Origin of the sequence: Pseudomonas sp. G5(2012) (assembly GCF_000408945.1) — a bacterium.
Classification (GTDB): Bacteria; Pseudomonadota; Gammaproteobacteria; order Pseudomonadales; family Pseudomonadaceae; genus Aquipseudomonas; species Aquipseudomonas umsongensis.
Map to the genome: position 1 here is coordinate 1 of NZ_APIO01000067.1, position 25,386 is coordinate 25,386.

12 protein-coding genes are annotated in these 25,386 nt (G+C 58.9%); 7 read left to right on the forward strand and 5 right to left on the reverse strand.

Translation table 11 applies throughout. The features are described from left to right. Positions 1 to 31: 31 nt before the first annotated feature. Positions 32 to 2,329 (reverse strand): fatty acid cis/trans isomerase, encoded by a 2,298-nt coding sequence (locus PG5_RS21100; RefSeq protein ID WP_020799144.1) that lies wholly within the window; start codon positions 2,327 to 2,329, stop codon positions 32 to 34. A gap of 156 nt (positions 2,330 to 2,485) precedes the next feature. Here PG5_RS21100 and metH point away from each other — a divergent pair, with 156 nt between their 5' ends. After that, a complete protein-coding gene (gene metH, locus PG5_RS21105) occupies positions 2,486 to 6,196 on the forward strand; it encodes a methionine synthase (RefSeq protein WP_020799145.1) in 3,711 nt (1,236 codons plus the stop codon). A gap of 64 nt (positions 6,197 to 6,260) precedes the next feature. Here metH and PG5_RS21110 read toward each other — a convergent pair whose 3' ends face one another. Continuing rightward, the gene (locus tag PG5_RS21110; RefSeq protein ID WP_020799146.1) at positions 6,261 to 13,250 is read right to left on the reverse strand and encodes an NEL-type E3 ubiquitin ligase domain-containing protein; all 6,990 of its coding nucleotides are present in this window, start codon (positions 13,248 to 13,250) and stop codon (positions 6,261 to 6,263) included. Positions 13,251 to 13,389: 139 nt separating this feature from the next. Here PG5_RS21110 and PG5_RS21115 point away from each other — a divergent pair, with 139 nt between their 5' ends. The 3 genes from PG5_RS21115 (at position 13,390) to PG5_RS21125 (ending at position 16,287) form a co-directional block, all read left to right on the forward strand. Continuing rightward, on the forward strand, positions 13,390 to 13,608 hold the full coding sequence (locus PG5_RS21115) for a DUF2970 domain-containing protein (RefSeq protein ID WP_020799147.1): 219 nt from the start codon (positions 13,390 to 13,392) through the stop codon (positions 13,606 to 13,608). A gap of 542 nt (positions 13,609 to 14,150) precedes the next feature. Beyond that, entirely contained in the window at positions 14,151 to 15,809 is a 1,659-nt protein-coding gene (locus PG5_RS21120; protein ID WP_020799148.1) for a nitrite/sulfite reductase, read from the forward strand. Then, complete coding sequence (locus tag PG5_RS21125) at positions 15,793 to 16,287, forward strand: DUF934 domain-containing protein (RefSeq protein WP_020799149.1); 495 nt, start codon at positions 15,793 to 15,795, stop codon at positions 16,285 to 16,287. Before PG5_RS21120 ends, PG5_RS21125 begins: the two co-directional genes overlap by 17 nt. Positions 16,288 to 16,347: 60 nt before the next feature. On the opposite strand, the gene PG5_RS21130 is transcribed toward PG5_RS21125, so the two are convergent. The 3 genes from PG5_RS21130 to sohB form a co-directional block, all read right to left on the reverse strand. Beyond that, the gene (locus PG5_RS21130; protein WP_020799150.1) at positions 16,348 to 16,653 is read right to left on the reverse strand and encodes a hypothetical protein; all 306 of its coding nucleotides are present in this window, start codon (positions 16,651 to 16,653) and stop codon (positions 16,348 to 16,350) included. Positions 16,654 to 16,825: 172 nt separating this feature from the next. Then, positions 16,826 to 20,698 (reverse strand): dermonecrotic toxin domain-containing protein, encoded by a 3,873-nt coding sequence (locus tag PG5_RS21135; RefSeq protein ID WP_020799151.1) that lies wholly within the window; start codon positions 20,696 to 20,698, stop codon positions 16,826 to 16,828. Between the two features lie 184 nt (positions 20,699 to 20,882). After that, positions 20,883 to 21,905 carry a protease SohB gene (sohB, locus tag PG5_RS21140; RefSeq protein WP_020799152.1) on the reverse strand — a complete coding sequence of 341 codons (1,023 nt, stop codon included), beginning with the start codon at positions 21,903 to 21,905 and terminating at the stop codon, positions 20,883 to 20,885. Between the two features lie 201 nt (positions 21,906 to 22,106). On the opposite strand from sohB, the gene PG5_RS21145 reads away from it, so the two are divergent. The 3 genes from PG5_RS21145 to PG5_RS21155 all read left to right on the forward strand — a co-directional run bounded on the left by PG5_RS21145 (position 22,107) and on the right by PG5_RS21155 (position 25,337). Next, on the forward strand, positions 22,107 to 22,817 hold the full coding sequence (locus tag PG5_RS21145) for a histidine phosphatase family protein (protein WP_020799153.1): 711 nt from the start codon (positions 22,107 to 22,109) through the stop codon (positions 22,815 to 22,817). 64 nt (positions 22,818 to 22,881) lie between these two features. After that, positions 22,882 to 23,196, forward strand: coding sequence for an SCP2 sterol-binding domain-containing protein (locus PG5_RS21150; protein WP_008059234.1), 315 nt, complete (start codon positions 22,882 to 22,884; stop codon positions 23,194 to 23,196). A gap of 293 nt (positions 23,197 to 23,489) precedes the next feature. Then, positions 23,490 to 25,337, forward strand: coding sequence for an amidohydrolase (locus PG5_RS21155; RefSeq protein WP_033044395.1), 1,848 nt, complete (start codon positions 23,490 to 23,492; stop codon positions 25,335 to 25,337). The last annotated feature ends 49 nt before the right edge of the window (positions 25,338 to 25,386 follow it).

The following is a 25,386-nucleotide window of genomic DNA, read 5'->3' on the forward strand; positions in this document are numbered from 1 at the left end:
CTGCGGCAGCTCCTACGGGTGTTAAGCGTGATTACAGGTTCTCGTAGCGATTCATGTCCAGCACGCCCTCTTCCACCGGCTCGGTTTCGTGGATATAGCGGCTCAGGTCATGGAAGTACTGCCAGAACTGCGGATGACTGCGGCGGACTCCCCAGCGCTCGACGATTTTCTCGAAGCGCTCGGCATCCTTGGCGTTTTCCATCGCATCGACGAACTCAGGCACCTGATCGGCGGCAATATTGAACATGAAGTTCGGGTAACTGCTGAGTACGCCCGGGAAAATGGTGAGCGTATCCAGCCCCGGTTGAAACCGTAGCGACTCACCCAGCAGGAACGCCACGTTGCTGTGCGCCCGGTTGCGCAGCAGGCTATAGACCACTCGCTGCCCACTCGCCGTTTCGACGCGCAGCATGGTCGCTTCCGGCAGTTGATCGATGACCCGCAGGCCTGCCGCCGGACGTGAGGCCAGGCGACTCAACGCCTGCTCGGTGGCCTGCAGCGCCGGGTCGATGTTCGGCCGCGAGCAATACGCGCCGTCGCAGCGGTTGATCGGATCAGGGGTGGCGTTCAGCTCGCCGTAGCGTGCCAGCAGCTGCATGGCGAAGTCGCGCTTGGGGTCCTTCTCATCGAGCTTCAGTGCGGTCGGCGTGTCGTCATCGATGGCCTCATAGTCCAGCCACATCTTGAATTTCCCGCTGTTCTGGTACCAATCGTCGAGGTAGCCCTCCCGGGAGTCGGCCGGCATCAGGCGCAGGAAATTCTGCTCGGCGCCATTGCGGATCAGGTCGAAATACAAGCGCGTCTGGGCCTGGTGGGAAACATTGCCGAACACGTCGAAATTCACCGCCAACTGGTAGTAGGTACGCTCCAGCAGCGGGAAGTCGAACAACCACATCGTCTGCGGTACATCGCCGATCAGGCCCTTGGTCACCGCGGCGCTGTCGAAATGGCGGAAAATGCTCAGCAGTGCGTTGTCGTTGCCCGCCCACAGGCTCGACCAGCTCGGCGCCGGCAGATCGGCATAGCTGTCCCGGCGCAGGGCTTCGTATTCGTTACGCTTGTCGCGGTAGTCGTGCCACAGGCTCAGGACACTGCCAACGTCGTCGTTCTGCCCCGGCATCGCCAGCAACGGCGTCGCCTGGCCGCGGTAGTTCGGGTCGATGATGTAGAGGTCGTGTTCCGGTGCCTGGAACAACGCCCAGAAGTTGTCGCGGATCACATCGGTCGCGATTTGCCCACGGCAGACAGGGCCGCGAATAAAGGTGCGCACAAAATACTCGGCGTTATCGAGCATGAATTGATAACGCGCCTGGGCCGGGATCGCTTCGAAGGTGGTAAACGGATTGGCCCGGCGTTCCGGGCCGTAGCCCGGCAAGGCGTTGACCTGCCAATTGCCGTTGTAAAACAGGCTTTTGACCCGGGCCAGCTTCGCCGCGCTCAACGGATAAGTGATGTGCGTCTTGTGCACGATCACGCCCTGCACCGGCCGCAAGCGGTAATACACCTGAGTGCCGGGGTCGTCGTTCGGCCGACGGGTGTTGATCAGGTCGATGGGCTGGCCAGTCGGCGTGCGAGATCGCACCCATTGGAAGAAATGCCCCGGCTCGCCGTCCTTGAAATAGAGGTGCGCGAGAAACCAGTGCTCGAACAACCAGCGCCCCACCAGACTCTGTCGCGCGCCCGGTGCGTTGAGCAGGTTCTCCCACTGCACCACTTGCAACGCTTCCTTCGCGCTGGGCACCAGGGCCTGTTCATCGATCGGCGCACCCGAGGCCAGCCAGCGTTGCAGCGTCTGGTATTGCTGGTCGGTCAGGCCGGTGACCGCCAAGGGCATGCCCTCCTTGGGATGCGCGCTGGCATAACCGTCGAACTCGGCAGGCAAGGCGCACATATTGTTGCGATTGAGGCCCAGGACGATGTCCTCGGGCAATTTGGCATTGGGTTGCAGGCGATTGGTATGACCCAGCTCAAGCATGCGCGTCATCAATGCCGCCTGATTGCCCTGGGCGTCGAGCACCGACTGGAAGCCTTTTTGTTGCCAGGCCCGCTTGCCGAACGCGTCATAGAACAGTCGGCTCGGCGCAGCAGCCTGGCTTCGTTCACCGTCGTACACCGGGACTTTCGTCGCGCCACGTGCCGCACCTTCGCCGCTGCCCAGATTGAGCTGACAGGGGGCGTCGTTGCAGGCATGGCAGGCCACGCACTTTTCGGTAAAGATTGGCTGTACATCGCGGGTGTAGGAGATTGCAGGGGAAATCGCGGGACTTTGCGCGGACGCGCCCCAGCTCAAAAACATCAACACACTGGCGATGACGACGCGATACGACATGTCCCTGGTCCCGATCCTTTAGAAAACGCCGCGATTCTACCGGGCTGGACGCCACACCAACATGAGCGATATTCATGAAAAACCCGGACATGCTCTAAAAGCGCACAGGTTTGCTATCATCCCGGCCCTTCGTCATGGTCTTTCCGAGTAGTCCCAATGTCCGATCGCAGCGTTCGCCTCCAAGCCCTCAAGCACGCCCTCAAAGAGCGCATCCTGATTCTCGATGGCGGCATGGGTACGATGATCCAGAGCTACAAGCTCGAAGAGCAGGATTACCGTGGCAAACGTTTCGCCGACTGGCCGAGCGATGTCAAAGGCAACAACGACCTGTTGGTGCTGACGCGCCCGGACGTGATTGGTGGCATCGAGAAAGCCTATCTGGATGCTGGTGCCGATATCCTGGAAACCAATACCTTCAACGCCACCCGGATTTCCATGGCCGATTACGGCATGGAGGAACTGGCCTACGAATTGAACGTAGAAGGCGCTCGCCTGGCGCGCAAGGTCGCCGATGCCAAAACCGCTGAGAACCCGGACAAGCCGCGTTTCGTTGCCGGCGTACTCGGCCCGACCAGCCGCACCTGTTCCTTGTCGCCGGACGTGAACAACCCGGGCTACCGCAACGTGACCTTCGATGAACTGGTGGAGAACTACACCGAGGCCACCAAAGGCCTGATCGAGGGCGGCGCCGACCTGATCCTGATCGAAACCATCTTCGACACCCTCAACGCCAAGGCCGCGATCTTTGCCGTGCAGGGCGTGTTCGAAGAACTGGGCATCGAATTGCCAATCATGATTTCCGGCACCATCACCGACGCCTCTGGCCGCACCCTGTCCGGGCAGACCACCGAAGCGTTCTGGAACTCCGTGGCCCACGCCAAGCCGATCTCGGTCGGCCTGAACTGCGCCCTGGGCGCCAGCGAACTGCGCCCGTACCTCGAAGAGCTGTCGAACAAGGCAGGCACCCACGTTTCCGCGCACCCGAACGCCGGCCTGCCCAACGAGTTCGGCGAGTACGACGAACTGCCGGCGCAAACCGCCAAGGTCATCGAGGAATTCGCCCAAAGCGGCTTCCTCAACATCGTCGGCGGCTGCTGCGGCACCACCCCGGGCCACATCGAAGCCATCGCCAAGGCCGTGGCTGGCTATGCGCCACGCCAGATTCCGGAAATCCCCAAGGCCTGCCGTCTCTCGGGCCTGGAGCCGTTCACCATCGATCGCAATTCGCTGTTCGTCAACGTCGGCGAGCGCACCAACATCACCGGCTCGGCCAAGTTTGCCCGCCTGATCCGTGAAGACAACTACACCGAAGCCCTGGAAGTCGCCCTGCAGCAGGTTGAGGCCGGCGCCCAGGTGATCGATATCAACATGGACGAAGGGATGCTTGATTCGAAGAAGGCCATGGTGACCTTCCTCAATCTGATTGCCGGTGAACCGGACATCTCCCGCGTACCGATCATGATCGACTCCTCCAAGTGGGAAGTGATCGAAGCCGGTCTCAAGTGCATCCAGGGCAAGGGTATCGTCAACTCGATCAGCATGAAAGAAGGCGTCGAGCAGTTCATCCACCACGCCAAGCTGTGCAAGCGCTACGGCGCCGCCGTGGTAGTGATGGCCTTCGACGAAGCCGGCCAGGCCGACACCGAAGCGCGCAAGAAAGAGATCTGCAAGCGCTCCTACGACATTCTGGTCAATGACGTCGGCTTCCCGCCGGAAGACATCATCTTTGACCCGAACATCTTTGCCGTGGCCACCGGCATCGAAGAACACAACAACTATGCCGTGGACTTCATCAACGCCTGTGCCTACATCCGCGACGAACTGCCCTATGCGTTGACCTCGGGTGGCGTGTCCAACGTGTCGTTCTCGTTCCGCGGCAACAACCCTGTGCGCGAGGCGATCCACTCGGTGTTCCTGCTGTACGCGATCCGCGCGGGCCTGACCATGGGCATCGTCAACGCCGGCCAGCTGGAAATCTACGACCAGATCCCTGTCGAGCTGCGCGACGCCGTTGAAGACGTGATCCTCAACCGCACCCCTGAAGGCACCGACGCCCTGCTCGCCATCGCCGACAAGTACAAGGGCGATGGCAGCGTCAAGGAAGCCGAGACCGAAGAGTGGCGCAACTGGGACGTCAACAAGCGCCTGGAGCATGCGCTGGTCAAGGGCATCACCACGCACATCGTCGAAGACACCGAAGAGTCGCGCCAGTCCTTCGCCCGCCCGATCGAAGTGATCGAAGGGCCGCTGATGTCCGGCATGAACATCGTCGGCGACCTGTTCGGTGCCGGCAAGATGTTCCTGCCGCAAGTGGTGAAATCCGCCCGGGTGATGAAACAAGCCGTGGCGCACCTGATCCCGTTCATCGAACTGGAAAAAGGCGACAAGCCGGAAGCCAAGGGCAAGATCCTCATGGCCACCGTGAAGGGTGACGTGCACGACATCGGTAAGAACATCGTCGGCGTGGTGCTGGGCTGTAACGGCTACGACATCGTCGACCTAGGCGTGATGGTACCGGCGGAGAAGATCCTGCAGGTCGCCAAGGAGCAGAAGTGCGACATCATTGGCCTGTCCGGCCTGATCACGCCATCGCTGGATGAAATGGTCCATGTGGCCCGCGAGATGCAGCGCCAGGATTTCCACCTGCCGTTGATGATCGGTGGCGCCACCACGTCCAAGGCGCACACGGCGGTGAAGATCGAACCCAAGTACAGCAACGATGCGGTGGTGTATGTCACCGACGCCTCTCGCGCTGTCGGCGTGGCGACCCAGTTGCTGTCCAAGGAACTGAAGGCCGGCTTCGTCGAGAGAACCCGCGAGGAATACATCGAAGTGCGCGAGCGCACCGCCAACCGCAGCGCCCGTACCGAACGCCTGAGCTACGCGGCGGCGATCGCCAAGAAACCTCAGTTCGACTGGAGCACCTACACGCCGGTCAAGCCGACCTTTACCGGCGCCAAGGTGTTGGACAACATCGACCTGAAAGTCCTGGCCGAATACATCGACTGGACGCCGTTCTTCATTTCCTGGGACCTGGCCGGCAAGTTCCCGCGCATCCTCCAGGATGAAGTGGTCGGTGAAGCCGCTACGGCGTTGTATGCCGATGCCCAGGAAATGCTTGCCAAACTGATCGACGAGAAGCTGATCAGCGCCCGAGCGGTGTTCGGCTTCTGGCCGGCCAACCAGGTACGCGACGACGACATCGAACTTTACGGCGATGACGGCAAGCCCCTGGCCAAGCTGCATCACTTGCGCCAACAGATCATCAAGACCGACGGCAAGCCGAATTTCTCCTTAGCTGATTTTGTCGCACCCAAGGACAGCGAAGTCACCGACTACGTGGGCGGTTTCATCACCACCGCCGGCATCGGTGCCGAAGAGGTGGCCAAGGCTTACCAGGACGCTGGCGACGATTACAATTCGATCATGGTCAAGGCCCTCGCCGACCGCCTGGCCGAGGCTTGCGCCGAGTGGCTGCACCAACAGGTGCGTAAAGACTATTGGGGTTACGCCAAGGACGAGACGCTCGACAACGAGGCGTTGATCAAGGAGCAATACAGCGGCATCCGCCCTGCCCCGGGCTACCCGGCGTGCCCTGATCACACCGAGAAAAGCACCCTGTTCGCCCTGCTCGACCCTGAGGCCAGTGAAATGCGCGCCGGCCGCAGCGGCGTGTTCCTCACCGAGCACTATGCGATGTTCCCGGCGGCGGCGGTCAGCGGTTGGTACTTCGCCCATCCGCAGGCGCAGTATTTTGCCGTGGGCAAGATCGACAAGGACCAGGTGAAGAGCTACACGTCGCGCAAAGGTCAGGAGTTGAGCGTCACCGAGCGCTGGCTGGCGCCCAACCTTGGGTATGACAACTGATTGATCCGAGCCTTGGGCTCTGGAGGCAGACCTGTGCTGACTCCAGAGCGTTGCCGGCTGACGATCAGGCCTGTGCGCCCAACTCGGCTACCTCACGTTCGCTGAGTGTGGTCAGCAGTTGCAGGCGGTTGGCTTTATTGACGGTATCCAGGGCGTCCACCTCCTGCAGGTAGGCGGTATTGAGCTCCGGGTATTTATCCTCCAGCTCACTGACCTTGTCCTGGAAATCCTGTTGCACCCTGGTAATCTCCCCAGGGTATTTCTCCTCCAGATAGTCTCGCCAGTATTTACGCGCGGTCAGTTGCTCGATGAACACCGGCGTCTTTTCCTCGGCGAGGATCATTGCGTACGCTTCGTCCAGATCCACTGGCGTCACCTGCGCCAAGCTCTCGTACACCATGCCTTTGGGCTGGCTGGGCAATTCAAGACGCTGAGACAGGCCGATTCGAAAGGCCAGGCGAATCTCGGCAGGATCGATAGCGGGCCTGAGCTGGATACGGGTTTTGGCAATCTCCTCGACCTGCGCCAGGCGGAACAGGTTTCTCGACAGTTTCAACAGCTCGCGACCTTTGTGTTCCGGGGCAATGGCCTTCAAGGCATTGAACTCATAGACCTCGATTTCCAGCTCGTTGAACAACAGTATCCGACCGTCACCACAGGTCGCGCGACTCCGTAGTGCCTTCGACAGGACCATTAACCGTTCGCTCAGCGCTTGATCGCCATAAGCGGCTTCAAGGACACGCCAGACGCGCTGCGTGAGGTCCACGCGATCGGAGACAAAGTCCCGGGCATGCTGGAGTTGCGAGAGAATGTATGCAAAGTCCTGGGTGGTGTCCTGCTCCATCAAGGCACTCCACATCTGGTGTTTTTCCGAGTCTGCCGCCACGCCGGCAAACCACCGCGCCTTTTGTACTTGCGGCGTCTCATGGTCGGGATGAACCTCCTCATCAGAGCTCTCGAAACTGTCGCCCGATTCAGGCCCGTAGCCTTCGAGCAGTCGTTCAATCTCTTGCGAGGTAAACCCCAAGCCAACGCCCGTTTCCTCCATGTACTGCTGCAGTCGTAACATGTCCTCCAGTTCCAGATCGACGTTGTCGGTCATGTTGGTGCCGGCCATCAAGGTAGCGTGCTCAGGCAGCAAGGCAGCGGGAGGAATTGCCTCTATATGGTTGCGACTCAGGTTGAGGGTCGTCAGCGCCGGCGCTTCCAATGCCCCCTGGGGCCATTCCCAAAGATTGTTGTTGCTCAGATTCAGCCCTTGCAACTGCTCAAGACCGGTGACATCAAAGCTGGCAATGCGGTTCTCGCTCAAGTCCAGCCATTGCAAATGCCTCAGCGAACGCAACTGGCGCGACAACTCATCACTGGCACGCAGATCGTTATACGTGGCGCTCAACCGGGTGAGGTGTTCACATTGCCCCACAGCCTCAGGCAAGGTGCCCAGGCCGTTGCGATTGAGCGTCAGGCTACGCAACCGCGGAAACGAATGCAGGAACGCGTCCGAACTTTCCGTGAGCCCGACACCGCTAAGGTCCAATGCACCGATCTGCTCGAACGTGACCGGCAAGGCCGGCAAGTCGCCGATGATCAGGCCGGTGAAATCAAGCACAGCATCGGTCGGTGTTCCCTCGGCCGCGGGAACATCTCGCAAGGTGGCTCGCCAGCACTCCAGAAGCTGGTCAGCCGCCCGGCGGCGGTCTACCGCGCTGACCCAACCCTGGCGACTGCGAACGGCCGGAACATCGATCCAGTCATTCAAATGCTTGATCAATTGCGTCTGCTGTTGCTGCCACTCGACCAGCCGGGCTTCAATTTCCAGGGCAGTCATACCCTGGGCAAGCCATGCGTCGATCCGTTCAACGGCTTGCGTATCACCCAGCTGAGGATCAAGGCGCTGCAGTCTGGAGGCTGCGGTCCGGGGCAAATCACCTTCGCCGGGCTCCAGATGCAAAGGCAATAAAAAGTCCGGGTGCTCCGATACTTCATCCGGAAAGAATTCCGGATCGCCTCCGGTTCGTCCGGCCGACAGGTGCACTGGCGCAATAGCCATCGGGTTAAGGGATGACGTGCGTTGCGCGTATGTACGCACCGCCGTCACTGCTTGCGGGCTCAGCCGGCAACCTTGCAGCGAGGTTCCCGCCAACAGCTGATCATGCCCGGTCAAGGCTGCGGCAGGGATGTCGGTAATGCCACTGTGATTCAGGGCCAGACGGCGCAGGTTGGGCAATGACAACACGCCCTCGGGCCAGTTACGCAGATGGGTATGACTCAGGTCCAGGCTCTGCAGGCCGGTCATCGAACCGACCTCAAGCGCGTCGAGTCGGTTGTACGCCAGGTTCAGCGTTTTCAAGTGAGGCAAGCGGTTCAACTGCGCTTGCGCTGAAGCCGTGATCCTTATCTGATTGAATGAGAGGTTCAACTCGCTGAGCTCTCCGAGCGCATCAATGGCTTGCGGCAGCCCGGTCAGTTGGTTGGTGCTGAGATTGAGGGAACGCAGTTGCGCAAATCCACTCAGAAACTCATTGACCTGCACGGTCGAAAGCCCGCTGCCACTGAGGATCAAGCTGCGCACATGGGGAAAGGCCGAATCGCCGAGCTCGGGTAAATCGCCCAGCGGCCCAAACCCCGTCAGGTCCAACACTTCATTCGCTGCATCACCTTGCCACCACGACGGACCCGCTACAGGCTCAGCGGGGAAGTACCGTGCACGCAGCCCCTTGCGAGCGGACTCGCCGATTCTTTCAGCGATCAGCTCACGGTGCGCGATCTCCATCTGCCGGCCATCGACCCGCACAACCCTGCCCTTCCAGGCGTCCAATGACTGAGTCAAAGCCAGATGCTGCTCGTGCAGTGCATCAACCTTTTCCAGCAATGCCCGTCCCGATAGCCCGTCGCGACTGAAACGCGCCATTGCGTCTGATGCAAAGGTGTAATCATTGGGTGCCAGCTTCGACAAACGTCCTGCACAGTACTGGGCAATCATTTGTGGCTCGTTGACCAGATGCGCCGGGTTTTCATGCACATACTCAAAGGCCTTCAAGAAAGCTTGCGGTTCCAGGGCCGCCCAATCCAGCTGCAGGCAACGCCATATCGACTCCCGCCCACTGAACAACTCGTCAGGCAGCGATTTGATCGGCATTCGCTGTAGATCGAGGGTTTCCAGCCTGTTCAGGCCCGACACCCCGGTCGGCCACTCGGTCAAATTCCCCGCCAACCTCAAGGACCGCAGATTCGTCAGCGTGCCGAAGTCCATTACACCGATATCGCCCTTGAGCGACAGCTGCTCCAGCTGCGTCATTCCCTGTAGCGCCTGCACCAACTGCGGCGTATAGGTCTGCGATGCGCCATCAACGGCGAGCTCGGTAATCTCTGTCAATTCAGGCAGTTTTTCCGCCAGAGCCGCCATATCCCGCACTTCCACGGAGAGATCCAGCTTTTTGATCTTTGGAAACCGCTGAAGCAGTTCATTGCCCGAGTTACCGATTAGCTGCCCAGTGTCCAGTTGCACACTACGCACATGGGAGAAATCGGCTTTCCACTCCGGCAACGTGTCAGCACCGCTTAAATTCAGATGGAAAGCGGGCTCAAACTCTCGGTAAAGACCATAGCGCCAGCAATGGATCAGCCGATCGGCGATCACCCGGCGTGACTGCCCACCAGCAGGGGCCGGCACGACAGCGTCGACCCAGTTGTTCACTGCGGTTTCCAATGCGTCGAATTCCCGCTGACGGTTGTTCAACAGATTGAACACTTGCTGGTCGGTGTCCCCCGCGCTCAGGCGGTTTCTGACGAACTGGCTGGCTTGCGCATCGGAGATGTTCGGGTAAAGGTCGCGGACCCTGGAGACCAATGCAGCATCATGAAAGCCGACACCACGACCACTGGCCAGGTAACCCAGGCGGCCATTGGGCAAACGCAGCGATGGCCCGGGGCCATTCAACGGGCGCTGTTTCAAGATTAGCGCCATGTCGTTGCGATGAGTGCTGGCATGGTTCGCCAGTTTTCTTTGCAAGGCCTGGCCCTGATGACCTTCCAGGGTTGCCTTTGTCGCGTTGGGCAAGAACTCCAGCAGCGATTCATAGAGATTGCGGCCATGGGCGGGGATGTTGTTGAGAGGCCTGCCTTGGGCGTCGTATGCGCGAAAATAGCCATCGCCCTTGACCAGGTAATTGCGAAACGTCGCACTGTCGCTGCCAACGCTGTCCAGCAATGGGCCCTTGATCGAGCCGGAACGCAGCTCCACGCGCATATCCATCGACCAACCGGGCCATTGCTCCAGGCTGTGCAACGCCAGGCGATCGCTGGCCACAGACGCCATGCTCTCCAGATGCAAACCGCAGAGCGCCCGGTTGAGAGCGCCCTGCTGTAAATGGACACGAATTTCTTGCGCCTGGCGCAAGGGTATTTTTGTGCTGCTGCGCAATTGGGCCAGCTCGGCGGCACTGGCATTGCCCAGCACCTGTCGCGCACCCTCCGGCGACAACGTAGGGAAACTGCGCTGCAGTCGTTGAATATCGGTATTCGTCGTCTGCTGGCCAGCGAGCAGTCGGTCGACCAGGGACTTTTTGCTATCCAGGGCGCGGTTGGCCAGGCTGTCCCTGAACATCTGCACGCGGTTCGCGTCTTGTTGTGCGCTACGTGCGCCGAGTAACCGGGTGATTTGTGGCTCGTCAAGCGCCCCTAATATACGTTCCGGCAATTTTCCGGCCTGCACTTCGGCTCGAGTGATCTTGATCGTGGGCTTTACATTGTTGCTTGCCGACGCTGAACCGAAGCGCTGCGACGCCCCCCGGGGTTCCGGTCCCTCGAAGACTTCCAGGACCTCCTCGACGGGCCAGTCCGGCAGCCCAACAGCCAGCGGTACGACAGCCTCGCCAGCACTGCCCAGGTCACCGCCGTTGCGGATCTGATCAATCAACTGCTGCACTTGTTGATCAGCCTTGAACGATCTGATGGTCTCGGCCAATTGCGGCGGCGGTGGCTGGAGATCGATGTGCATCTGGCGCAACGCATCATCGCTGACCCCGCTGGCCTCGGCAATTTGCTGTAACTGCGCATCCGAAAAAACGTCCATCTGTGGCCCGATTCTGCGCAACAACGTTGGGCGGTCCCACTCCAGCGGCCTTTCAAGCGTGTGCTGCCAGGCGCCGAGCTGGTTATGCCGCAAGATCGGTTGATAGGCCTGGGGATCGCTGGGGTGCTGGATCCGCCATTTTTTCAGCGCCGGGTCGAAGCTCTTTTCGTAGACATTCCCCTCGTATCGAATACAGGTCTTGTCCCCGACCTTGTATTGCCCCAATGCATTCGGCTCGAGCCCCTCCACAGACACACTGCTCTTGTAGGGGGCCAGGTCGGGACTCCACAAACGCGGCTCACCAAAAGGCGTGGTGATCCTGGTCATCCTGCTGACAAACCGCGAGTTGATGATCGGCGGCGCCTTGCTGGCTACCGCGCCCAACACGGCCATGAAGGCTACGTTTTGCACAACTGACGTGAGATGGCTCCAGGCCTCCTCGGCGTCCCCCTCTTTCCACGCCTCCACCCCTTGGTAAACCTCGTAGGTCAGTTGCACGGCGGTGACGGCGAGCATGACCTCACCCAGTCCCGGCACGAAAAAGGCTGCCACGTTCAAGACGCTCAACCCCCATTCGGCATAGTGTTGGAGTCGCATCATCCAGGCTTCGTGGTCGACCTCGGCGGTGGGTATGGCCAACAGCCTGGCATTGGACTTCATTCTGGCCAGATGAAACTCATAACGGGCTGCGAACACTTCGCCATCAATGAAGCTTTCATCCATGCCCAAGTCGACATTCTCGTTCCACACCTCGACATACATGCCATTGAGGAATGCGCCCGGCGCATAGGGTGGGCCGGGATAAACCGGAGCCGGGTCCCATTTCTGGACCTTGAGCTGGCGCTTGAGCCGGTGGAAAAAACGACCGGCCTCATCTTGCGCGACAAAGCCGGCAAAGAACCGCTGGTAACTGACGGAACGCAGTTTGATCGCCAGGTCACGGGCGAACTCGCGGCCCGAGGCATACGCCTTGAGGGGGCTGATGGGATCGCCTGGAATGTAGACGATGACTCGTGAATCAGGCACCAGTTTGGCCAGTTCGGGTGTGAACGGCAGAAGAAAGAGCCAGGGATTTTGCAGGGTCGCTCTGACTTTGCGCGATGCAGCGCCAATAATCAGCACGTCATTCAATTTAGAGCCAAACACCTCCACCCGACTGTGGAGGACTGACTCGCCATCGATTCGTTCCTGCGAGGTACCGTCGAGCATCGCCAACACCGTGGCATGGTCTGCGGTGTCAATGTCCGACCTCATCAGAGCGATATGCGCCTGCACGCGCATCCGTTGCTTGTCCGCCGCAATCGTCTGCTGGCGTACCGTCGCAGCCTTGTCGGGCGCATCGAACACCGCCGTCAGATGGTCCTGATACTGCTTGCCCACGTCCAGTTCCCGGCACAGGCTGGCGAACGCCGCGGGCTTGATCGACAACTTGTCACGGAGGCTGTAGCGCACCTTCGCAAACGGATACTGGGTGCGTTCGTCGTAAAGATGCTGCTCCAGTGCCCCCACCGGCGCCAGCGCGCTGGTCTCCTGCAGGGCAACGCCGTCGAAAGGCTCATTTTCTTCGAAGTTTCGCAGCGCCGCCTGCAACAACGACTGCTCTTCGGCCAGGTTGGGCGAACGCATATGAAACAGCGCCGTGTTGACGACATCCGGCGCCTGACCGAATTTTTTCTGCAACGCATCCGTCAGCAATGGCTTGGCGAACTCGGTGATGCCTTTGAAATCCTTGAGGGTCGTGGCCAGCGCCTGGCTGGAAGCGTTGCTCTGTGCCTGACTGTCGAGCAAGGCCTGGCGCAATGCCAGGGATGCCTTGGCATACAGTTCAGGGGACGCCTTGATGAATCGCTGGGCTGGATTGCGCGCCTGTGTCATGGCCTGGAGATGGGGGGTGACCAGGTGACGCGTCCAGTCGGGAAGGCGGCTCTTGATAAACGGAACGTGAAATCCCGGCTCAGCGGGTATGGAAGGGTCCGGCATGATGTTGCTCCTGATGCTCGATTGAGAGCGCATCAGGACACCACGGCCATCCGGCGGCATGGCGGTACATATTTATAGGGGGGAAACGGGCAGTTTGTTTGGCTATGCTGAGATCTCACACCTTGCTGAAGAGGGATTTATGGACGATCCAGTCGATAACAAGCCACCCACGTTTTGGCAGATGCTCCACAGCGTCATGGCGGCGGCGTTCGGGGTGCAGAGCGGGAAAAACCGGGCGCGGGACTTCACTCACGGCAAACCCAGCCATTTTGTGATCCTGGGGATCTTGTTCACGGCAGTATTCGCAATGACACTGTACGGCATCGTGCAGTTGGTGCTGCTTTTAGCCGGGGCATGAGCCATCAGCGTTGCGACCTGAACGGATGTCGAACGGCGTAGAAAACTTCGCTATTGATCGTCCCGGGCCTCCGGAAAATTCGCCGCGCATGACAGCCAGCGAACCGACAAGCGTCGGCAGAGACCCGGACGGGTTGGTTTATTGGTGACTGACCCAGAATACCGCAGTGCCGACGACCAGGATGATCAGGAACAGAATTGCCCAGGCATCGACCGAACTGTCGCTTTTCCGTGCTTTGGTTGGGTTGCTCATTGCATCGCCTCTTGTCGGTTTTATCGGTGATTGCAGAAAGACTCGATCACAGTAAAGACGACGATTCCCCGCACCACAAACAGGGACATTGCAACAACGATTCTCATTAGTCCTTTTGGTTCTTTACATATACTCAAACATCACTTTTGCGCATAACTACAAACTGGTATCTTGCCCCGGCTCCCTAAGGAGTGCGCGGCCGTGCGCGCAGAATTGCAGAGGCTCTTGGACTGCGGCAAGCAAAAAACGCAGCTGTATCCGAGCGACCCAAGCCTGAGAACAGGACTTATATGTACGTATACGACGAATACGATCAGCGGATCATCGAGGACCGCGTCAAGCAGTTCCGTGATCAGACCCGACGCTATCTGGCAGGCGAGCTGAGCGAAGAAGAATTCCGCCCCCTGCGCCTGCAAAATGGCCTGTATATCCAGCGCTTCGCGCCGATGTTGCGGGTGGCCGTGCCTTACGGCCAGCTGACGTCGCGCCAGGTGCGAATGATGGCCAAGATTGCCCGCGACTACGACAAGGGCTACGCCCACATCAGTACCCGGCAGAACGTCCAGTTCAACTGGCCGGCCGTGGAAGACATCCCGGACATCCTGGCTGAACTGGCCACCGTGCAGATGCACGCGATCCAGACCAGCGGCAACTGCCTGCGCAACGTCACCACCGACCAGTTCGCCGGTGTCGCTGCCGACGAGCTGATCGATCCGCGTCCGTGGTGCGAAATCGTCCGCCAGTGGACCACCTTCCACCCGGAATTCGCCTACCTCCCGCGCAAGTTCAAGATCGCCGTCAACGGGTCGACCTCCGACCGTGCCGCCATCGAAGTCCATGACATCGGCCTGGAGCCGGTGCACAACGCCGCTGGCGAGCTGGGCTTCCGGGTGCTGGTCGGCGGTGGCCTGGGCCGTACTCCGGTGGTTGGCTCGTTCATCAATGAATTCCTGCCATGGCAAGACCTGTTGAGCTACCTCGACGCCATCCTGCGGGTCTACAACCGCTATGGTCGTCGTGACAACAAGTACAAGGCGCGCATCAAGATCCTGGTCAAGGCGCTGACGCCTGAAGTCTTCGCCCAGAAAGTCGACGCGGAAATGGAACACCTGCGCGGTGGCCAGACCACGCTGACCGAAGCCGAAGTGCATCGCGTCGCCAAACACTTCGTCGACCCGGACTACAAGGCGCTGGACGACCAGTCCGCCGCCCTGGCCGAACTCGACCAGCAGCACCCAGGCTTCGCTCGCTGGCGCGCGCGCAATACCCTGGCGCACAAGAAGCCAGGCTACGTGGCCGTGACCCTTTCTCTGAAGCCGACCGGCGTTGCACCGGGCGACATCACCGACAAGCAGCTCGACGCCGTGGCCGACCTGGCCGACCGTTACAGCTTCGGTCAATTGCGTACTTCCCACGAGCAGAACATCATCCTGGCCGATGTCGAGCAGGACAAGCTGTTCACCCTGTGGGGCGAGTTGCGCGAGAAAGGTTTCGCCACGCCGAACATCGGCCTGCTGACCGACATCATCTGCTGCCCGGGTGGCGATTTCTGCTCCCTGGCCAACGCCAAGTCGATCCCGATCGCCGAATCGATCCAGCGCCGTTTCGACGACCTGGACTACCTGTTCGACATCGGCGAACTGGACCTGAACATCTCCGGTTGCATGAACGCCTGTGGCCACCACCACGTCGGCCACATCGGCATCCTCGGGGTGGACAAGAAAGGCGAAGAGTTCTATCAGGTTTCCCTCGGTGGCAGCGCCAGCCGCGACGCCAGCCTGGGCAAGATCCTCGGCCCGTCCTTTGCCCAGGAAGCCATGCCTGACGTGATCGAGAAGCTGATCGACGTGTACATCGAACAACGTACCGAAGACGAACGCTTCATCGACACCTACCAGCGTATTGGCATCGACCTCTTCAAGGAGCGCGTCTATGCAGCGAATCATTAAGAACAACGAAGTCGTCGACGAAACCTGGCACTTGCTGCCCAAGGATTTCAGCATCGATGAGATCACTAATTGCGACGACTACATCGTTCCGTTGCAGCTGTGGCGCGAACACAGCCGTATGCTCATGGCCCGCGACGGTGGCCTGGGCATCTGGCTCGATGCCGATGAAGAAGCCGAGGAAATCGGTGAAGACGTGGCGCAATTCCAGGTCATCGCCCTGAACTTCCCGGCCTTCACCGATGGCCGCAACTACTCCAACGCCCGTTTGCTGCGTGACCGTTACGGTTTCAAAGGCGAACTGCGAGCCATTGGCGACGTGCTGCGCGACCAGTTGTTCTACCTGCATCGCTGCGGTTTCGATGCGTTCGCGATTCGCGCCGACAAAGACCCGTACGAAGCCCTGGAAGGTCTCAAGGACTTCTCGGTAACCTACCAGGCTGCCACCGACGAACCGCTGCCGTTGTTCCGTCGCCGTTGAACAAAATAAAAAGCCCTGGCTCCATACGGAGTCAGGGCTTTTTTTGCGTCAGCAGATAACTCAGAACTCGACTTGCGTCAGGCCCCTTTTTTTGAGTGCGTACGCCAGTGCGGGCACATCCTCAAACAACTTCCCATTCATATTTCCCCAGTAGTCACCTTCTATGTACACGCTGAAGTCCGGCTTTGACTGGCTGGGTCGATGGCGCTTGATACAGGCCGCTTCAATTTCATTGTTTCTCGAACGATAGATAACCGATGAATCCTTACCGAGTCTTTCGTCGACCAGAAACATACCACTTTGCGGCAGTAGCCTTTCAAAAATGGCAAGCTCCCGTGGATCGCCTCGGTACTTACTTTCACTCATGATGCAACTTCCTTGCTGCTGTTAATATACTAGAGAGTCTAAACAAATTTTATAACCAGACAACATTATAATAAGTACAGAATATGTTTGCTTCCTGACCGCAACTTTACTCCCTTTGCTGTAAATCGGTGGCAAGTACACACCTTCATGAACAAGTTAGCTCCTGCCATGGTTAATCTTCACCGACCGGAAACGGCTCCCCCATCGCCACCCAGTTCGCATGGAGCCTTGCACGGTTTTCCAATACGGTGAATACCGCGAACGGGTTATTGAAGGCGCCTTCCGGCATCGGAGGATTGAGGGTCAATCGCCCCCACAATTCATCTGAAGCATCCGCTTGCGATAGCAACTGCCATACCCTTGCCTGAAGTTCCGGATAATTGACTACGAAATCCGGCGTCAGGGTCAATGTACTCATGGTCCCTAGCAGCCTCCTGCCGCGAGTCTTGAGCGCCACACTATTCCAGACCTGAAGCCTTGGACCTTGCTGCCCCGCCTCCATACCGGTCAGCCAGGCCGCAGGACCCGCATACTCAGGACCTGGCGCATTCAACCACAGGTTGATGCCCGTTTGCTGACGATGGGTGACCAGCCTTTGCAATGTGTCCTCATCGGTCAACGGGTTATTCCACAGCAACACCCTGTCCGGGGCGATCGCTTGATTTAGCACTGCCTGCGGGACACGCCGAATCTGGTTCTCGCTTAGATCCAGGCTTGTCAGGTATGGCTGATCCCCGATCCCGATCGGGCAGCTCGTAATGTGGGTATTGCTCAAATTAAGAGTTCGCAACTGGTTCATTCCCAACACGATCGGAGGGATGCCCAATGGATTGTCGCTCAGATCCAGCGATTGCAGGTTCACCAACTGACTCAGTTGCCCTGCCGTATTTTCACTAAACGTCAGTTGAGTGGACTGCAAGTTCAGAGAAGTGAGGTGCTGCAACTGAGGAATCACCGGGGGCAGAACGCTCTCCATTTGGCCATCAAGGGAGAGTAATCGCAGGTCGGTATCTTGCAGGTTCAACACCCGTAAGTTGGGAAAGCGCTCGATGTACCCGTTAAGCGTTTCCCTTTCAATCAAGTGAAAGTGTTGAAGATCCAATTCGACGACATCATTGAATCGCACATTGAGCGCTGGCAATCGATGAAAGTCTTCATTACGCATGTTCATGCTGAAACCTTGGTCATGACTCCCTGAATAGTGGCTACTTTCGTGAGGATCGCGCTTTTGAAAGATTGCAACCAATTCATCAGCCAGTTCCTGCCTGATTGTGAGCTCGCTCGACATCGTAGTTTGCAGTAAATCGAAATTATGTAATGTGATTTCCCGGACTGTCATTCCCTCAGCCTCAGGATCCTCGGCTCGCAAGAAAGGGATATCCGTATCGTAGACATCAACCGAGACCTGAAGAAACCACGTATCCATGTCCACATGCAGCTGCTGCAGTTGCAGTTTTGTGCTGTCGATATGAGCCTGGCAATCGCTACCAAGCCGCTGCAACATTAAATCAGCGTCTTCATTGGAAAATTCCGGGTAGATCTCCTTAAGCTGCAATCTCATCGCATGATGAATCAACTCGGCATTTTGAACAGTATCCGGAAATGCTCCCCCTCTTAAGCCCTGCGGCTCGAAGGAAAGCTTCGAGTCCATTCTGGCAAGGCCAAGCGCCAATTCTGAACGGGATAACAGCCGGTCGTTGACCTTGAGCCTCAATTGAGCCGCTGGGCTTTTGGACGTCAGCCCCAATGCTGAACACTCGTCCGCGGACAGAATCTCGACAACAGCCTCATATAAATCTGGCGCCATGGCCGGCTGAATGGACAAGTCATTGTGAAGATAGCGTTCGCCGGACTTGATCACTGTTCGCAAATCGGCAGTATCCAGTGGACCACTACGATCGAGGAGTCGACCACCGATAGAGCGGACTTCAATTCGTATTCCCGCAGGCCAACCAGGCACGTTCTTCAATGAGTGCAAGGCCAGGCTATCCGACTCGCCATTGACGATCGAGCGCAGATACAGACCTTCATAGGCACGATTGAGACGTACATGTTGCTGGTATTGGCGAGCCTTGCTGTCCAACTGGCTGAACAACCGTTTCGCTTCGGAAATATCCGGCAATGCCTTGAGATCGACGCCGTAACGATCAAGCATCTGTTCCACGGCGCCTTTGGGTAAATCGGGATATTGCCGTTGAAACAACCGCACCCATTCGTTCTCTGTCTTTTGCAGTGCCTGATAGCGATGATTGAACAACTCGGCACGTGCGGCAGGTGAGTCAGCCAGCCCTGCTACTTCCTGATCGATCCTGAAGCGCGCGATGGTATCGGCCAGTAACGGAGTCGGCGCACGCCCTGCCTGCATCAGGCGCAGCATGTCATCGTCGATTGCGCTGACCCTGCCAATCTGTGCCAGCACTTCGTCACTGAATGTACCTGCTGGGACACCCACGCCACGCAGGAGCTCGGTACGCGCCGGCAATGACAATTCCGACGCCGCCTCAGAAGGTTTCGACGGTGCGCCACTGCCTTCCAGTGCCTTGGCCACGCCCGTCTCCCCAGCCCCTTCGTGGCTGATCGACCCCGCCTCTGCAATCAGCGGCAGCGCATTGAGCACGCCGAATACCGTGCGGGTGATACCTTGCGAACGCTTGTCGGGTGTATCTCCGTTGATGGCCTGATCCAGGCCATAACCGGCGTCGATGAGTCCTGCAAGGGCCAACACCCCCTCGCCGCCGGGTACAAATACCGCCAGCGGACCAAACTGGTTGACCCATTGGACAATCGGTTCGACCACGGCACTCAGATTGTCGCGATTGACCTGTGCGTCGTCACGAATGGTGGCGGCACTGTCCCGCGCAGCCTGCTTCATCCCCAGCACAAGCTGTGCGAACGGATCGGTGGCTGGAGGCTGATCGTCAAAGCCGATGTAGTCGGCCGGATCCCAATAACCATCGTTGTTGAAGAAACCGGCATTGTTGGTCAGCCGATGCGCTTTCGGGTACATCGCCATGCCGTCCATCGCGGTCAGCACGCCCGCATGGAAAGTGCCATCCTGGCGATCAACCTCACTGAAGTGAGACGCCAAGGCCTGTTTCGTGTCGTTGGCGCTGCCCTGTCTCACCACCCATTGGTGCAACTGCGAAACGTTGGTGAACTCATGCAGCGGCGAGGAATTACCCGGGAGGTACATCAGCAGCCGATCACTGGCTGCCTCGCGAAACATCCAAATATCGGACGCGGTATAGCGATAAAGCTTCAGGCGGCTCGCCGTGACTTTCAGCGGCATCCGGGTGGGTGCTTGCAGCTGTTCGATCACCAGGGTTTCCCAGGACTGATCCGCTGGCAAACCGGCTGCCTGCATCGCCAGGGCAAGGCCCTTTTCGCTCAAGCGCTGTTCCTTACGCTGCAACCACGCCGCCATGACGAATGCCGCTTTGGTCGACGTTCTCAAGGGGTAAGGACTGGCAGCCGCGAGCACTTGGTCCGACGGCCAGGCGTGATCAAGATAGGTTTTATAGCGTTCCCGCAGGTCCAGTTCCCATACCCATCGCTTGAAATCCGCCGGCCTCAAGTCGATCTGGGTCAGCGGGCCATAGGTTTGTGGAACCGTTGGGCGATAAATGCCTTCGTACGTCTGATGATTGCCGCTGCCATGATTGGCGAATTCATCGACGTGCTCGACAATCCGCACGCAAGGCCCGATGTCCGGTGGTGTGTACAGACCGAAGGCCGTTTCAGCAAAACGTCCATCACCAACGATCTGGTCATTGGCCAGAAGCGCTTGCAGCAATGATTGCGAGCTCGCCACTTGTCCCTGCTCGATACCGTCCTGAGCAGGGTGACCTTGGTAATGGTAATCAAGCGTCACCAGCAAGGTCGTCTGCGGGTCGACGTCCGCCCCCCACTTATCCTTGATCAAGCGCTCGCCAAACTGGCTGGGGGATTGCGGCAGCGCGATGTCCACGACATTTTTCAGTTCATCGCGCAGTTGCAGGGACGACACCGGGGATAGGCCGGCATCATCTTGAGATAGTTCATTCATGGTGCATTCCGTTGCAGTCATTTCAGGACCACCACCCTACTCGACCCACTCCCCCAAAAAAGCGGGAGCGATTGACAGTGGCGATAGGAAATTTCGCTGCTTGGGGACGGAAAGCGTTCTGAAAGCCAAAAAAAATGAAACCGTGGCGATTACCACGGTTTCATTGGTTTAAAAACGTTGAACGTTACCAGAAGCGTTGCTGGGTCAACCGGCTCCACCAACTCAACAACACGCGATCAACCGAACCGCTGGCCGCGATGCCAATTCGTTCCGGCAGGCTTTTGCGTTCGGCGTAGTGCAAGTGGTAAAGCTCCGATTTTTTCGCCCGTTCGGCGAGGTATTCGTCGCTGGTCTTGAGTTCATCGACCAGTTGCTTGTCCAGCGCGGCAATACCGAGCCAGATTTCACCAGTAGCCACTTCGTCGATAGCCAGTTGCGGGCGATAGCGGGCAACGAAGTTCTTGAACAACTGATGAGTGATGTCCAGGTCTTCCTGGAATTTTTCCCGGCCCTTCTCGGTATTCTCGCCAAACACGGTCAAGGTTCGCTTGTATTCACCGGCGGTCAGGACTTCGAAATCGATGTCGTGTTTCTTCAGCAGGCGATTGACGTTGGGCAACTGCGCCACCACGCCAATCGAGCCCAGGATGGCAAACGGCGCGCTGATGATCTTCTCGCCGATGCAGGCCATCATGTAGCCGCCGCTGGCCGCGACCTTGTCGATGCACACCGTCAGCGGCACGCCAGCATCACGGATGCGCGCCAGTTGCGAGGAGGCCAGGCCATAGCTGTGGACCATGCCGCCACCGCTTTCCAGGCGCAGTACCACTTCGTCCTTGGGCGTTGCCAGGGTCAGCAGCGCGGTGATTTCGTGTCGCAGGCTTTCAGTGGCGGAGGCCTTGATGTCGCCGTTGAAGTCCAGCACGAATACCCGGGGTTTGGCGTCGGGTTGTTTCTTCTGTTTTTTCTCGGTCTTGGCCTGGGTCTTGCGCAAGGCCTTGAGCTGGTCCTTGTCGAGCAATGTTTGCTCCAGGCGTTCGCGCAACCCTTTGTAGAAATCATTGAGTTTGCTGACTTGCAACTGGCCGGCTGATTTACGTCGACCTTTGCTGCGCAAGGCCGCAAAGCTGGCCAGCACCACCAGGATGGCGATCACCAGGGTCACGGTCTTGGCCAGGAAAACGGCGTACTCGGACAAAAACTCCACGGGGACTCCTTAAACGTTGCGCGGCATGCAAGCGCGCGGGATACCACCAGCATACCCATGCGCCGCTCCTGCTACCAGCCGTGAAACCTCTGGCAACAGGCCTGTAACGAGCATTTCAAACAAGCGTATGTTTTTTCATTGACAGCTCACCGTCATCCCCATAACCTCGCCAAACCTTCAACGTACCGGGATGACGCGGACGTGGGCAGTATCTATTTGATTCGACATGGCCAGGCCTCCTTTGGTGCAGACGACTATGACGTCCTGTCGCCCACCGGTATCCGCCAGGCAGAAATCCTCGGTCGGCACCTGGCCGAACTCGGGATCAGCTTCGATCGGTGCCTGTCGGGCGATCTGCGCCGCCAGCAACATACGGCCAATAGCGCGCTTGAACAATACGCCGCGGTGGGCCTGCCGGTGCCGATCCTGGAGACCGATAGCGCGTTCAATGAATTCGACGCCGACGCGGTGATCCGCGCGCTGTTGCCTACCATGCTGGCGGACGAGCCGCAAGCGCTGGACATCCTGCGCAACGCCGCACAGAACCGTGGCGAGTTCCAGCGTATCTTTGCCCTGATCATCGAACGCTGGCTCACCGGCACCTACGACACGCCGGGCCTGGAAAGTTGGCTGGGGTTTGTCAAACGCGTGCAGGCCGGCTTGCAGCGTATCCTCGAACAAGCCGACAACACCCAGAAAATCGCCGTATTCACCTCTGGCGGCACCATCACCGCCCTGCTCCACCTCATTACGCAAATGCCTGCCAAACAGGCTTTTGAATTGAACTGGCAAATCGTTAACACCTCGCTCAACCACCTGAAATTCCGTGGTCGCGAAGTGGCCCTGGCTTCCTTCAACAGTCATGCACACCTGCAGCTGTTGAAGGCCCCGGAACTCATCACGTTTCGCTGAGTCCGGACTATTGTGACCCTGGCTGTAATCACCCAGCTCTTATTACCAAAAAAAGGATCAAACCATGACCTCCGTAGCTGATGCCGTACAAGCAATGAAAGCCAAGTTCAACCCAGCCGCTGCTGCCGGTCTGGACCTGGTCTTCGGTTTCCGCATCGACGACACCAAGAACTTTTCGCTGGTCGTCAAGGACAGCACCTGTGAATTGCTGGAAGGCGAAAACCCGGACGCCCAGGTGACCCTGGTGATGGACGGCGAAACCCTGCAAGGCATCGTCAGCGGCGAAACCGACGGCATGCAAGCGTTCATGGGCGGCAAGCTGCGCGCTGAAGGCGACATGATGCTGGCGATGAAACTGTCCGAGCTGTTCCCGGCCTAAGCGAGCCGCTTGCGACTTGCGCAAGCGTCCCTGGCTGCAAACGAATCCCGCCCCTTGTGGCGGGATTCGTCGTTTTGCGCGCCTGAAAACGGCTACCTGCGGATTTGCCGTCTATATTCCATCTGGCCGCATGCGGCTGCCGTAAGCGTTTACCCTCAACTCACGTTGCGCGGAGCACTGACATGAGCCCACCTGAGGATCACAACGGCGTCAACCGCCGCCATGTACTCCAAGGCCTGTCCGCAGGCGCCCTCGGTGCCTGGATCAGCCCGCTGTTCGCAGGGAGTAAAACCATGCCAGACACCCCCGCCGACCTCATTCTCTACAACGGACGCCTGCACACCGTCGATCGCAAGAAACCCCAGGCCAGTGCCGTCGCAATCAAGGACGGGCGCTTCGTGGTGGTTGGCAGCGACGCCCAGGCCATGGCCCTGCAAGGCCCTGGCACGCAAGTCATCGATTTGCACGGGCGTACGGTGATTCCGGGCCTCAATGACTCGCACCTGCACTTGATCCGGGGCGGACTCAACTACAACCTTGAGCTGCGCTGGGAAGGCGTGCCGTCGCTGGTCGATGCCCTGCGCATGCTCAAGGATCAGGCCGACCGCACACCCACGCCGCAGTGGGTACGGGTGGTCGGTGGCTGGAACGAATTCCAGTTCGCCGAAAAGCGCCTGCCCACGCTCGACGAACTGAACAAGGCCGCGCCCGACACACCGGTGTTCGTCCTGCACTTGTACGACCGTGCGCTGCTCAATCGCGCCGCGCTGAAAGTGGTGGGCTATACCCGCGATACGCCGAACCCGCCGGGCGGTGAAATCCAGCGCGATGCCAACGGCGACCCCACCGGTATGTTGATCGCCCGGCCCAACGCCATGATTCTGTATTCAACCCTGGCCAAGGGGCCGAAACTGCCGCTGGAGTATCAGGTCAACTCCACCCGGCAATTCATGCGCGAACTCAATCGCCTGGGTGTCACCAGCGCGATCGACGCCGGCGGTGGCTATCAGAACTACCCGGACGACTATCAGGTCATCCAGCAACTGGCCAAGGATCAGCAACTGACCGTGCGCATCGCCTACAACCTGTTCACCCAGAAACCCAAGGAAGAGCTGACCGATTTCAAGAACTGGACCAGCACCTCGCGCTACGGCCAGGGCGACGATTTCCTGCGGCACAACGGTGCCGGGGAAATGCTGGTGTTCTCGGCGGCGGACTTCGAAGATTTTCTTGAACCGCGCCCGGACCTGCCCGCTTCCATGGAGCAAGACCTGGAACCGGTGGTACGCCACCTGGTGGAACAACGCTGGCCGTTTCGCCTGCATGCCACCTACAACGAATCCATCAGCCGCATGCTCGATGTATTCGAGAAGGTCAACCGCGACGTTCCGTTCGACGGCTTGCCGTGGTTTTTCGACCATGCCGAAACCATCACCCCACAGAACATCGAGCGGGTCAAAGCACTGGGCGGCGGCATCGCCATCCAGGATCGCATGGCCTTCCAGGGTGAGTACTTCGTCGACCGCTATGGCGCCAAGGCTGCCGAGCACACCCCGCCCATTGCACGCATGCTGGCCGAGGGCGTACCGGTAGGCGCGGGCACGGATGCGACGCGGGTGTCGAGCTACAACCCGTGGACTTCACTGTACTGGCTGGTCAGCGGTCGTACTGTCGGCGGCCTGGCGCTGTATCCACAAGGCTTGAGCCGTGACACCGCGCTGGAGCTATTTACCCACGGCAGCGCCTGGTTTTCGTCCGAGCAAGGCAAGAAGGGCCAGATCAAGGTTGGGCAACTGGCTGACCTGATCGCGCTGTCGGCCGACTATTTCCACATGGAAACCGAAGACATCAAGGGTATCGAATCGGTGCTGACCCTTGTCGATGGCAAGGTTGTCTACGCCAGTAACGAGTTCGAAAAACTCGGCCCCCCGCCCATCCCCGTGGTGCCGGAGTGGTCGCCCGTGGCGAAGGTGCCCGGCCACTGGAAGCCATCGGCACCGCTGACGACTCAGGTTCATCAATGCGTCGGGGCTTGCGCGGTGCATGCGCACAGTCACGAACGGGCGCGTTTATCGAATGCTCCAGTGAGTGACTTTCGCGGGTTCTGGGGGGCGTTTGGCTGTTCGTGCTTCGCGTTTTAAGTTGAAAAGATCGCAGCCTTCGGCAGCTCACAGGGGAACGCGTTCTCTG

Coding starts and splice junctions, on each gene's coding strand:
- PG5_RS21120 (WP_020799148.1), top strand. CDS start 14,151: ATGTACGTATACGACGAATACGATCAGCGGATCATCGAGGACCGCGTC.
- PG5_RS21100 (WP_020799144.1), bottom strand. CDS start 2,329: ATGTCGTATCGCGTCGTCATCGCCAGTGTGTTGATGTTTTTGAGCTGG.
- metH (WP_020799145.1), top strand. CDS start 2,486: ATGTCCGATCGCAGCGTTCGCCTCCAAGCCCTCAAGCACGCCCTCAAA.
- PG5_RS21110 (WP_020799146.1), bottom strand. CDS start 13,250: ATGCCGGACCCTTCCATACCCGCTGAGCCGGGATTTCACGTTCCGTTT.
- PG5_RS21135 (WP_020799151.1), bottom strand. CDS start 20,698: ATGAATGAACTATCTCAAGATGATGCCGGCCTATCCCCGGTGTCGTCC.
- PG5_RS21125 (WP_020799149.1), top strand. CDS start 15,793: ATGCAGCGAATCATTAAGAACAACGAAGTCGTCGACGAAACCTGGCAC.
- PG5_RS21155 (WP_033044395.1), top strand. CDS start 23,490: ATGCCAGACACCCCCGCCGACCTCATTCTCTACAACGGACGCCTGCAC.
- PG5_RS21150 (WP_008059234.1), top strand. CDS start 22,882: ATGACCTCCGTAGCTGATGCCGTACAAGCAATGAAAGCCAAGTTCAAC.
- PG5_RS21115 (WP_020799147.1), top strand. CDS start 13,390: ATGGACGATCCAGTCGATAACAAGCCACCCACGTTTTGGCAGATGCTC.
- PG5_RS21130 (WP_020799150.1), bottom strand. CDS start 16,653: ATGAGTGAAAGTAAGTACCGAGGCGATCCACGGGAGCTTGCCATTTTT.